This is a genomic window from Chordicoccus furentiruminis, from assembly GCF_019355395.1.
GTDB lineage: Bacteria > Bacillota > Clostridia > Lachnospirales > Lachnospiraceae > Chordicoccus > Chordicoccus furentiruminis.
This window is the reverse complement of record NZ_CP048829.1, coordinates 1256661-1268899: the sequence shown is the minus strand read 5'-3', so window position 1 is coordinate 1268899 and position 12239 is coordinate 1256661. Positions and strand designations below refer to the sequence as shown.

9 protein-coding genes are annotated in these 12239 nt (G+C 59.5%); 7 read left to right on the top strand and 2 right to left on the bottom strand.

The window, feature by feature from the left end:
• Nucleotides 1-262 precede the first annotated feature (262 nt).
• The 6 genes from G4C92_RS05955 to G4C92_RS05930 all read left to right on the top strand — a co-directional run bounded on the left by G4C92_RS05955 (nucleotide 263) and on the right by G4C92_RS05930 (nucleotide 7890).
• Nucleotides 263-1237 carry a bile acid:sodium symporter family protein gene (locus tag G4C92_RS05955; RefSeq protein ID WP_274941663.1) on the top strand — a complete coding sequence of 325 codons (975 nt, stop codon included), beginning with the start codon at nucleotides 263-265 and terminating at the stop codon, nucleotides 1235-1237.
• Between the two features lie 203 nt (nucleotides 1238-1440).
• Nucleotides 1441-2790: an MATE family efflux transporter gene (locus tag G4C92_RS05950; RefSeq protein ID WP_274941662.1), complete on the top strand. Its 1350-nt coding sequence runs from the start codon at nucleotides 1441-1443 to the stop codon at nucleotides 2788-2790.
• Nucleotides 2791-2928: 138 nt separating this feature from the next.
• On the top strand, nucleotides 2929-3603 hold the full coding sequence (locus G4C92_RS05945; protein ID WP_274941661.1) for an RluA family pseudouridine synthase: 675 nt from the start codon (nucleotides 2929-2931) through the stop codon (nucleotides 3601-3603).
• Between the two features lie 82 nt (nucleotides 3604-3685).
• Nucleotides 3686-4159, top strand: a complete 474-nt coding sequence (locus G4C92_RS05940) for a MarR family winged helix-turn-helix transcriptional regulator (protein ID WP_274941660.1) — start codon at nucleotides 3686-3688, stop codon at nucleotides 4157-4159.
• A gap of 9 nt (nucleotides 4160-4168) precedes the next feature.
• Nucleotides 4169-5902 (top strand): ABC transporter ATP-binding protein, encoded by a 1734-nt coding sequence (locus G4C92_RS05935; protein ID WP_274941659.1) that lies wholly within the window; start codon nucleotides 4169-4171, stop codon nucleotides 5900-5902.
• Between the two features lie 5 nt (nucleotides 5903-5907).
• Nucleotides 5908-7890 (top strand): ABC transporter ATP-binding protein, encoded by a 1983-nt coding sequence (locus G4C92_RS05930; protein WP_330654819.1) that lies wholly within the window; start codon nucleotides 5908-5910, stop codon nucleotides 7888-7890.
• A gap of 196 nt (nucleotides 7891-8086) precedes the next feature.
• Here the strand turns inward: G4C92_RS05930 and G4C92_RS05925 are convergent, their stop codons facing one another.
• On the bottom strand, nucleotides 8087-8737 hold the full coding sequence (locus G4C92_RS05925) for a hypothetical protein (protein ID WP_274941658.1): 651 nt from the start codon (nucleotides 8735-8737) through the stop codon (nucleotides 8087-8089).
• 478 nt (nucleotides 8738-9215) lie between these two features.
• Between G4C92_RS05925 and G4C92_RS05920 the strand changes: the two genes are divergently transcribed.
• The gene (locus tag G4C92_RS05920; protein WP_274941657.1) at nucleotides 9216-10769 is read left to right on the top strand and encodes a nitrite/sulfite reductase; all 1554 of its coding nucleotides are present in this window, start codon (nucleotides 9216-9218) and stop codon (nucleotides 10767-10769) included.
• A gap of 110 nt (nucleotides 10770-10879) precedes the next feature.
• Here G4C92_RS05920 and G4C92_RS05915 read toward each other — a convergent pair whose 3' ends face one another.
• Nucleotides 10880-12178, bottom strand: a complete 1299-nt coding sequence (locus G4C92_RS05915; RefSeq protein WP_274941656.1) for an MFS transporter — start codon at nucleotides 12176-12178, stop codon at nucleotides 10880-10882.
• Nucleotides 12179-12239: the final 61 nt, after the last annotated feature.

The following is a 12239-nucleotide window of genomic DNA, read 5'->3' as shown; positions in this document are numbered from 1 at the left end:
ACCGTTATCAAAGATCGCGCATTGAAGGATGCGGCAGGCAGTGAAACGCGGAACGCAGATGAAGCGACCATCTGTGATTTGCGAAAGAGCGGCCCGGCCGGACCGGACGATGCGGCTGAGTGGTGTACGCGGAAGCGTATGCAGGAAGAGTGGTACCGCAGAGGTTCAAAAGCCTTTGTCTCTTCGGGCAGATTCAATCTGCCGTAGAGACAAAGGCTTTTGTTTTATTTGCCCGCCGCACCATCCAAAGGGGGATATGATCATGAAAACACTGGAACGCGTGAGTGGCTTCGTCGGCAAATGGATGGCGGCGATCGTAATCGCGGTCGCGGCTCTGGCTCTTTTCAAGCCGGAAGCCTGCAGCTGGATTTCCACATCCTGGATCAACTATCTGCTGGGCGTCGTCATGTTTGGTATGGGACTGACGCTGAAGCCGTCGGACTTCGCCGTCGTTTTCCGCAGACCGAAGGACGTCGTCATCGGCGCGGTGCTGCAGTTCACGCTGATGCCGCTGATCGCGTATGCGCTGACCGTTGTTTTCCGTCTGCCTGCTGAGCTCGCGGTTGGCGTTATTCTGGTCGGCACCTGCCCGGGCGGCACGTCCTCAAATGTCATGACATATCTCTCTCACGGCGATGTGGCGCTGTCTGTCAGCATGACGGCTGTGTCCACCATTCTCGCGCCGATCATGACGCCGCTGCTGACGCTGCTGTATGCGGGAAAGACCGTCGATGTCAATGTGGCCGCGATGTTCATTTCGGTAGTGGAGGTCGTTCTCCTTCCGATCGTCATAGGCTTTGTCGTCAACTACTTCTTCAGCAAATTCACCCAGAAGGCTGTGAAAGCCCTTCCGCTGGTCTCCACGGTGGCGATCGTGATGATCGTGGCGGCGGTGGTTTCCGCCAATTCCGCCCGTATCATGACGTCCGGCGCGCTGATCCTCGCCGTCGTGATCTGCCACAACCTGCTGGGCTATGCGTCAGGCTATGGACTGGCGAAGCTGCTCCGCCTCGACACGACGAAGTGCCGCGCGATCTCCATCGAGGTCGGCATGCAGAACTCCGGGCTCGCGACCTCTCTGGCTGCAACTCATTTCGCCCAGTATCCGCTTGCGACAATTCCGGGGGCGGTTTTCTCCGTATGGCACAACATCTCCGGAGCGCTTCTTGCTTCTTTCTTCAATCATCAGTCGGCGAAGCAGGCTGAGGAGCAGAAGACGGCGGCTGCGGAGAACTGACAGTCCGGTCCGATTCAGGGCTGCTTCCGCATAAAGACAATTGAAAAGCTCCGCTGAACATGATAAGGTAATAACGTTCATCGGAGGGCAGCCCGTACGAAAGAGATACGGAAAGCCGGATAAGATGACAGGCTGAGACGCCTGTTGATCTGTCCGGCTTCTTTTTTTTGCAGGAAGCGCGTCAGAGGAAGGGAGTATGGCTTATGAAAACCGGAAATGAACTGACACAGGGAAAGATCTACCCGGCACTGATCCGGTTTGCCTTTCCCGTTCTGGCGGCGCTGCTCCTGCAGTCGCTGTACGGAGCGGTGGATCTGCTGGTCGTCGGACGCTTTTCGACGTCGTCGGATGTGTCGGCCGTATCAAACGGCGCGCAGATCATGGCGACGCTGACCAATGTGATGGCCGCGTTCGCGATGGGCACCACCGTGCTGCTCGGACAGAAGACCGGGCAGGGCGACCGGAAGGGAGCCGGCGAGACGGTCGGGGCTTCGATTGCATTCTTTACGGCGGCCGGACTTGCGCTGAGTGTCATCCTCGCGCTTTCTGCACCTCAGACAGCCCGGATCATGAGGGTTCCCGACGAGGCGTTTGATGCGGCGGTTTCCTATCTCCGCATCTGCGGGGGCGGCATGCTGGTCATCACATGGTACAACCTGATCGGAAGCGTGTTCCGCGCGATCGGCGATTCCCGAACGCCTCTGATCGCGGTGGCGATCGCCTGCGCCGGCAATGTGACCGGGGATCTTCTTCTGGTGGCTGTCTTTCATATGGGCGCCGCGGGAGCCGCTGCCGCGACGGTCGCGGCGCAGGCGCTCTCCGTCGTGCTGTCGCTCTGGATGATCTCAAGGAAGCAGCTGCCATTTGCTTTCGACAGACAGTCGGTGAGATGGAACCATATGCTGATCGGGAAGGTGCTCGGCCTGGGAACGCCGATTGCCATCCAGGATTTCCTTGTCAGCATTTCCTTCCTGATTATTCTGGCAATCGTCAATACACTCGGCGTGACCGCGTCCGCGGGGGTTGGCGTCGCGGAGAAGGTGTGCGCGTTCATCATGCTTGTGCCGAGCTCCTTCATGCAGTCCATGGCGGCCTTTGTGTCTCAGAATTACGGGGCCGGCCGGATGGACCGCGCCCGGCGGGGGCTGCGCGACGCCATCCTGACGTCTCTCGCCATCGGAGCGCTGATGAGCGCGCTGAGCTTTTTCCGAGGCGGCGTGCTGTCCGGAATCTTCAGCGGCGACCCGAAGGTGATTCAGGCGAGCTGGGATTATCTCCGCGCCTACTCGATCGACTGCCTGCTGACCCCGGTTTTCTTCTGTTTCATCGGCTACTATAATGGAATCGGAAAAACGCGCTTCGTCATGCTGCAGGGCGTCATCAGCGCGTTCTGCGTCCGGGTGCCCGTTTCCTTCCTGATGAGCCGGCAGGTGCCGGTCTCGCTGTTCCATATCGGACTCGCCACGCCGGCGTCTTCCGCGTTGCAGATCGTGCTTTGCCTTTTGTATTACAGGCGTCTGAAGGCGCGGACCGCGGGAGAGAAAAGATCATGATGAACATGCAGACGGCGCGCGGAGGCGTGACAGGAAGAAAAAGGAGCTCCCGGATGAAGGTTATGCAGACGGCGCGCGGCAGCGTGCCGGGAAAGTGAAACGGACTGGAGATCAGCAGGCGGCAAAGGAGGCACGCCAATGGCAGAGATGAAGATCTTGTATGAGGACCGTTCGGTCCTTGTCGTCTGGAAGCCGGCCGGGATGGCAGTGGAATCGGCCAATGTGACGGAGGCGGACCTTGTGAGCCGGTTGCGGCTGCGCTTAAGGGAGCAGGGACGGAGCGGCGATGTGTTTCCCGTTCACCGGATCGATCAGCCGGTGGAAGGCATCGTCCTGTTTGCAAAGAATCCGAAGGCGGCGGCCGCTCTTTCGGAACAGCAGCGGGCCGGCCGGATCGTAAGGCGCTACCGGACGCTGGTCGGGGGAACGATCCCGGGAGAGGAGGGAACGCTCGTCGACTGGCTTGAGAAGGAGCCGGGAACCAACCGGACCCGCGTCGTGCCGGAGCCGAAGGAGAAACGGACGGGCCGCGGCGCGCCGAAGCGGAGCGAGCTTTCCTGGAGGAGAGTCGGAGACCGGACGCTTGAGATCACGCTGAAGACGGGGCGGCATCATCAGATCCGGGCGCAGCTCGCGCACGCGGGGATGCCGATCGCGGGCGACCGGAAGTACGGCGCGGCGGAAACGGCGCCGCCGCTTCCGCGCGGGGGCATCGCACTCTGCGCCGCGGAGCTTACCTTTTTCCACCCGGTGACGGGAAAGACAATGCATCAGACGGTCCGGCCCTCCTGGGAAAAACAGGAAAAGGAATAATTCGTTCTTTACAATTTTCGAGAGCGGGTATATACTCGCTAATCGTTAATATGTAGCCGGCTACAAATCAAAGGAGGGTCAATTGGACGATTCGATTCCGCTTCTGCTGAAGCGTATCAGTATCCGGATGCATCAGCGGGCTGACGCGGAGATGAAGAAGGAAGGACTGACCTTCGAGCAGGTCCGCGTGCTGGGGTGCCTCCGGGCGAACGGCGGATCCACGACGCAGAAGACGGTCGAGGCGCACCTTGATGTGGCGCATCCCACCGTTGTCGGGCTGGTTTCCCGTCTGCAGCGAAACGGCTTCATCACGGTTTCCGTCGATCCGGAGGACCGGCGGAACCGCCTTCTGACGCTCACTGCCCGCGCTGATGAGGGAGCTGCGCGAGCGGCCAAGCGGCGGAACCGTTTAAACGAGGAACTGATGAGGGGCTTCACGGATCAGGAAAGGAAAACACTGCAGACGCTGCTGACAAGGGTTCTGAATAATCTTGATCCCGGCTGCGCCGTGCGGACCGGGGCAGCCGCGGAGGCGGCGGAAGAAGGAAAGGAGTGATTGCATCGTATGGTTAGGACACTGCTGAAAAGCCTCAGAGAGTACAGAAAGCCGTCGCTTCTGTCGCCGCTTTTCGTATCCATGGAGGTCATTCTCGAGTGCATTATCCCGCTGGCCATGGCGTCTCTCATCGACCACATGAACGGGTCGTCCATGACGCCGATCCTGACGGACGGCGCGGTGCTGGTCGTGATGTCGATGGGATCGCTGTTCTGCGGGCAGATGGCGGCGCGTCAGGCGGCCAAAGGCTCGACGGGCTTTGCGAAGAACCTTCGCCAGGACATGTTTTTTCAGATTCAGCGATTTTCCTTCGCGGATGTGGACCGCTTCTCCACGTCCTCGCTGGTAACACGGATGACCACGGACGTTACGAACGTGCAGAACGCGTATCAGATGATCATCCGCACCGCGGTACGGACGCCGCTCATGATCGTCTTTTCGGTCATCATGGCGTGGCACATCAACAGCCGCATGTCGCTGATCTTTCTCGTGATTCTTCCGGTGACGGGAGTCTCGCTGTTCGGAATCGCGGCCGGGGTTCATCCGATTTTCGTGCGCATTTTCAAGAAATACGACGCCATGAACAATTCCGTTCAGGAGAATGTCAGCGGAATCCGGGTCGTCAAATCCTTCGTCCGCGAGGACTATGAGAAGGAAAAATTCGGCCGGGCCTCGGAGGAGGTACGGCGCGACTTCACTCGTGCGGAGAAAATCCTCGCGTTCCACAGTCCGATCATGATGGCCAGCATCTATATGTCGATGCTGCTGGTCAGCTACTTCGGGGCGCGCCTCATTATCAGCACGGGCGCCACGGCGCTCACGACCGGCGAGCTGTCCTCCCTGATCAGCTACGGCGTGCAGATCCTCGCCGCGATGATGATGCTGACGATGGTATTCGTCATGACGATCATCTCTCAGGAATCGGCGGAGCGAATCACGGAGGTTCTGAGCTTCCGGAGCACGCTGACTTCACCGGAGAACGGCGCCACCGAAATCCCCGACGGCAGCATTTCCTTCCGGAATGTCTCGTTCAAGTATTCGAAGCACGGAAAGAAGATGGCACTTTCGGACATTAATCTGACGATTCCGTCCGGTTCGACGGTAGGCATCATCGGATCGACCGGCTCCTCCAAGACGACGCTGGTTCAGCTGATCCCGCGGTTCTATGACGTCACGGAGGGCGAAGTGGACGTGGGCGGCCTCGACGTCCGGAAGTACGATCTCAAGTCGCTCCGGAACGCCGTGGCGGTCGTGCTTCAGAAGAATGTCCTGTTCTCGGGTACCATTTCCGAGAATATGAGGTGGGGAAAGAAGGACGCGACGGACGAGGAGATTCTCCGCGCCTGCCGTCTGAGCCAGGCGGACGAGTTCGTCCAGCAGTTCCCGATGAAGTATGACACCTACATCGAGCAGGGCGGATCGAATGTCTCCGGCGGACAGAAGCAGCGGCTCTGCATTGCCCGCGCTCTGCTGAAGAAGCCGAAGATTCTGATTCTGGACGATTCCACATCCGCGGTCGATACGAAGACCGACGCGCTGATCCGCCGTGCCTTCCGGGAGGAGATCCCGGAGACCACGAAGATCATCATCGCGCAGCGTGTTTCCTCGGTCGAGGACGCGGATCAGATTCTCGTGATGGACGGCGGACGGATCGTCGAGCAGGGGACGCACGCGGAGCTGATGGCGAAGAACGGCATTTATCGTGAAACCTACGATTCACAGATGAAGGGAAAGGAGGCGTGAAGGCGATGGAAAAGAAAAATGAAGCGGTCCGGCCGGAGGAGAAGGTCAGACCGGACGATGCGGAGAGCAGGCCGGGGCGGAAGAAAGGCCGCGAGGCGCTTCCGGTTAAAAAAGGAACCTTCGGCCGCCTGATGAAATATGTGTTCGCCCATTACCGGGCACGTCTGACCGTGGTCCTCGTCTGCATCGTGATCGCGGGCATCGCATCCACAGTGGCGGTATCCTTCCTGCAGCGGCTCATCGACGACTGCATCACGCCGGGCATCACGGAGGGGCTTGACACGGTCTGGCCGCAGCTCATTCGGATCGTGACCACGATGGCCTGCATCTACGCGGCCGGTGTCATGGCGTCACTGATCTACACCAGACTGATGGCGACGGTGACGCAGGGAACGCTGGACGATTTCCGGAGAGATATGTTCAACCGGATGCAGAGCCTTCCGATCCGTTATTTTGACACGCATGCTCACGGCGACATCATGAGCACGTATACCAACGACACCGACGCGATCCGGCAGATGATCGGCCAGTCGATCCCGATGGTGATCCAGTCGATGCTCGCGATCGCGGCGATCTTCATCATGATGCTTTATTACAGCGTCTGGCTTACGCTCGCCGTTCTTGTGGTTCTGTTCGTGATGTCGCGGATCTCGAAGAAATTCGCCGGCGATTCCGCCCGCTTCATGGTGAGACAGCAGGGGTCGCTCGCTAAGGAAGAGGGCTTCGTCGAGGAGATGATGGAAGGCACGAAGGTCATCAAGGTCTTCTGTCACGAGGAGGAATCCGAGAAGGATTTCATGAAGATCAACGAGCAGCTCTTTGAGGACAGCAACCGGGCGAACGCCGCCGGCAACGTGCTGATGCCGATTCTGATGAACGTCGGCAACCTGATGTACGTGCTGCTGGCGTTCACCGGCGCGACGATGGCTTACTTAGGTGCACGTAATGTCGGCCTCGGCGGTCTCGGTACGATGACGGCCGGCATCATCATCTCGTTTCTGAGCATGGCGCGCCAGCTGTCCCAGACCGTCGGTCAGGTGTCGATGCAGGTTCCGATGATCACGATGGGACTTGCGGGCGCGGGACGCGTCTTTGACCTCATCGATCAGCAGCCGGAGCAGGACGAGGGATATGTCACGCTGGTCAACGCGGAGAGAAATGCAGCCGGTGAGATCGTCGAGTCGGATCGGCCGACCGGGATGTGGGCGTGGAAGCATTTCCACAAAGCGGATCTGACGACCACCTACGTGGAGCTGCGCGGCGACGTGGTGCTTGAGCATGTGGATTTCGGATACACGCCGGAAAAACAGGTACTCCACGACATTTCGCTCTATGCGAAGCCGGGCCAGAAGATCGCCTTCGTCGGCGCCACCGGCGCGGGGAAGACGACGATCACCAATCTGATCAACCGTTTCTACGATATCCCGGACGGTAAGATCCGCTACGACGGCATCAACATCAACAAGATCCGCAAGCCGGATCTCCGCCGCTCTCTCGGCGTGGTGCTTCAGGACGTGAACCTCTTCACCGGTACCGTGATGGAAAACATCCGGTACGGCAGACTGGACGCCACGGACGAGGAGTGCGTCGAGGCGGCCCGACTCGCCAACGCCGATGACTTCATCACCCGGCTGCCCGACGGGTATCAGACGATGCTGACGGCGAACGGCTCGCAGCTTTCACAGGGCCAGCGGCAGCTGATCTCCATCGCCCGCGCGGCGGTGGCGGATCCGCCGGTGATGATCCTGGATGAGGCGACCTCTTCCATCGATACGCGGACCGAGGCGCTTGTGCAGAAGGGAATGGACAATCTGATGAAGGGCCGCACCGTGTTCGTCATCGCGCACAGGCTTTCGACGGTCCGGAACTCGGACGCGATCATGGTGCTGGATCACGGCCGGATCATCGAACGCGGCACGCACGACGATCTGCTGAAACAGAAGGGAACGTACTACCAGCTGTATACGGGTGCGTTCGAGCTCGAATAAAATGATCACAGGAAAAGAAAACAGGGAGCACGTCTGTCAGAATGAGGCAGATGTGCTTCCTGTTTTCGGTTCTGTGTATTCGCGCCGGCGTGAATGCGGACAGGGATTCGTGCGCAGCGATATGTGCAACCGGTCAGTGTGATCAGCATAAAAAACGGCCGCTCAGACGAGCGGCCGTTTTTGCTTTCAGATGAAATTACTTTGCAGCAGCTTCAAGGCCGGAGATGGCGGAATCATCAACGGAAACGGCTACGTCCTCAGCAGACTCAGCGCCGGAAGTCGTGTCGGACGGGCTGACAGAATAGATGATGTTCTCCATCGTCGGAACGAAATCCTTGTCGTCGTTCGGTGTGACCATCACGGTGTACATCTGGCCGTTCACATCCGCGAAAGCAAGACCGGAGACCTTGTCCTCGTCTTTATCGAAGGTCACGCACGGGATGCCGTTAGCATTGGCATTCATGACGTTGGTGTACTTGGAATCAGAAGACAGCTGTTCGTAGATCTGCTTCGAACCAACCGGGTTGTCACTCAGGTCAGACTGGGAAATTGAGACGCTCCAGCCCTTCTCAAGATCAGTTGCCATGAAGACGATGTCGTTTGCCTTCATGTCTTCGGTCTGCTCGATCACGCTCCAGTCAGACGGAAGGTACAGATCGAAACCGAGGCCTGTGTTGAGCCATGTGCCTTCATAGACGGAGGTATCGATGTTTTCCATGCTGAGCAGCAGATCTTCGGCGGAGCTGGCGGTCACGTTCTCAGCGGTGTTCTGCGCGGCGGCCGCCGGAACGGCGGCGGAAACAGCCAGGACAGCAGTTAAGGCAAGTGCAGCGTATTTCTTTTTCATGTTTATCCTCCATGTCGTTGTGATGATGTCCCCTCACATTATGTTTCTTGTTCTATGTCTTTTTTTACCATGAAAATCTTTCTGCCGACAGAACCGATATTCAGAATGATTCGGAAAAACCGGTACTTGACAGAATAGACTGAATATGATCTCTCCGGAAGCCCGGCCAGCGGCTTTTCCGGCGGGAAAGACCGGCGCAATAAGCCGCGTAAAACGCCTGTTTTTCCTGTCCTGTTGCTCCGGCAACATCGTCGCGGCGGGTTCAGTGTTATACTAAATAAGATTGTGAGGGCGAAACGGGTGCCGAAAAAAGACAGCCGTATACTCATGAAAAGGGAAGACGGCATGCCCGGCGCGGGAGCCGGCGGCGCACGGCCTGCATGCCCGTGAGAAGGGAAGACGGCATGCCCGGCGCGGGAGCCGGCGGCGCACGGTCTGCATGTCCGTAAAAGGCACGCGGCGGAAAAGAGGAGTGGAGATGAAGTCACAGGAAGAGGTTCTCTCGAGATTCAGGAATGAATTTACGACGTTTGAGACGGCTTCGCATCAGTATGAGAAGCAGGAAATTGATGACAAGGCCTACAAGGCCGTGTCAACCGGCTTCGGGGACTATCTGCAGAGGGACCGGCGTCAGATGCTGCGCATCCGCGTGCCGGGCGGGCGGCTGACGATGGCGATGACCGACGCGATTCTCGCCGTCTGCCGGCAGTATAAGGTGAGCGTGCTCAAGGTGACAGCCGGCCAGGCCCTGCAGCTTCATGATCTCGGTCCGCACGCGGGGCGGCGGCTGATTCTCCGACTGCTCGACGCCGGCATCGTGACGAGAGGGAGCGGCGGCGACAATCCGAACAACGTTTCCGCGACGGCGCTTTCCGGTGTCAGCCGGGACGGCTGCTTCGACGTGCAGCCCTACGCGGCAGCCGCTGACCGCTATCTGCTCCAGTACACAGGAGTGGAGCCGCTTCCGAGAAAATTCAAGATCGGGTTTTCCGATTCGCCGGCCAACGAGACGCACGCGACGTTCAAGGACCTCGGCTTTGCGGCCAATGAGGACGGCACGTTCGACGTTTACGCGGCCGGGGGACTCGGGATCAAGCCGAAATGCGGACTGAAGGTGGCGTCTCATATCAACCCGAAGAACATCCTGTACTACATGCGGACGATGCTGGATGTCTACATGGAAAACGGAAACTATGAGAACCGGAACAAGGCCCGCAGCCGCTTCCTTCAGGACACGATGGGGGCGGACGGTTTTCTGGAAGCGTACCGGAAGCATCTGGCGGAGGTGCTCGAGCAGGGGTCGCTGACACTTGACGTGGAGGAAAAAATCGTGACGAAGCAGGGGACGCAGCCGCTGCCCCGGGATCCCCGCGTCGTGCCGCAGAAGCAGAACGGTCTCTGCGCCGTTTCCTATCATCCGATCGGAGGCTATCTTCCGATTGACCGGCTTGAGTCGATCCGGAAGACCCTCCTCGGGATGGAAGATACGGAGATCCGGCTCGCCAATGACGGCGGCCTCTTCGTCATTAATCTGACCGGAGACGAGGCCGAGCGTGTCCTCGCGGTGACGGCGGGCGGCGCTTTTGACGACATCTCCGCGTCGGTCGCCTGTGTCGGGCATCGCCGCTGCGATATCGGCGTCGCGGACTCCCAGCAGCTTCTGCGGGACTGCATCGCGGCGGTGGAGCCGGAGCATTTCCCGAACGGAACATTGCCGGTGATGCATATTTCCGGCTGCATTTCCTCCTGCGGCTCACAGCAGATCGGCGCGATCGGCTGGCGGGGCGTCGCCCGGAAGACCGAGGAGGGGATGAAGGATGCCTACTTCTTCTCCTACGGCGGATGCGCACGGCAGGGCGAAGAGAAGCTGGTGACGGGCACTCGCGTGATGCTCGCGGATAAGATACCGGCCTTCCTGGTCGAGCTTGGCCGGATGATTCAGCCGACCGGACTTAAGTTTGATGAGTGGCTGCCGGAGCACGAGGCGGACCTTGAGGCGCTTGCCGACAGGTATGCGATGCCGAAGAAATAAGAAGGCCGGACGCGGCAAAGCAGGCCGGTGAGAGAAAAGACGGCACGGAAAACGGCGGCGGGATACGGAATGAGAGATCCGTATCCCGCCGCCGCTTTTCCGTGCGGGGGTTATTCCGCCCGTGCGGGTGCGCGGTCAGCCAGCTGCAGGAAGACGAAGCCGAGCGCGAAGAAGACCGCGAGACAGGCGACCGCCACGTTGATGGTTCCGCCGGCGAGCTTCACGGCCGCGATCAGCGCGGAGCCGAGGAAGGACGCGCCCTTTGAGAAAATGTCGTAGAGTCCGAAGTATTCGCCCGACTGCTCCGGCGGAATGATGCGGGAGTAGTACGAGCGGGACAGGGACTGGATGGAACCCTGAAAGCAGCCGACGCCGAAGGCGAGGATGGCGAAATGCAGCAGCGTGCGGAGCGTCAGCGCGTAGAGGCAGACGCAGAAGTAGCCCGCGATGCAGACCGAGATCAGAAAAACGGTGCCGTGCTTCTTCGTCAGCCTCGCGAAGACAAGGGAGCCGGCGAAGGCCACCACCTGGGTCGCCAGTAGAAAGATTACCTGGCCGACGGCGTTCAGATTCAGATCCGTCCCGATGTTGATGCAGTTGTCGATGATGGTGCCGACGCCGTCGATATAGAGGAAGAAGGCGATCAGAAAGAGGAGCACCTTGCGGTCATGCAGCGCGATCCTCTTCACGGTCCGGAAAATGCTTCCGAAGGCCTCGCGGACCGCGTGGGAACGGTCGCCGGAGTCGTTCTTCTGACGGTAGCCTCGGATCAGCGGCAGCGCCACGAGGATCCACCAGACGGCGGTGACGGTGAAGCCGACCGCCATCGAGAGGCGGCCGGGCAGCACGCCCAGCATATCCGGGCCGGCGATATACGCGGCCAGCGCGACGAGGAACGGGAAGCAGGAGCCGATGTAGCCCCAGGCGTATCCGTAGGAGGAGACCGCGTCCATCCGGTCGCCGGAGGTCACATCGTTCAGCATCGAGTCATAGATGGTGAGCGACGCGTTGTAGAAAATGCGTGTGATCAGATAGACGGCGATGAAGATCCGCCATGAAGCGGTGAAGCCGTTCACGAGACAGCCGGCTGCGCCGATCGCCGTGACGGTGGAGAAGAAAATCTTCTTGCGGCCCCGGCGGTCGGCCAGCGCGCCCATCAGGGGGCCGAGCAGGGCGACGATGACCGTGACGACCGCAATTGTGATCGAGTAGTAGGCGGTGGCCCGGTCCGACGAAATCTGACCCGGCCCGTTTCCGATCGCCAGCGACTTGAACCAGATCGGGATCAGCGAGCAGGCCAGCATCGTGAAGGCTGAATTGCCGACATCGTAGAGGACCCATGCAAATTCCTGATCGGTGAGATCCCGGAAGGCCCGGGAGCGGTGAATCGCGTTTAAGAGTCGGTTCATCCTGCAATCTCCTTCCTGTTTGTGAGAGATAGTGTCTTCTGATCCGGATCACCGGCCGCTG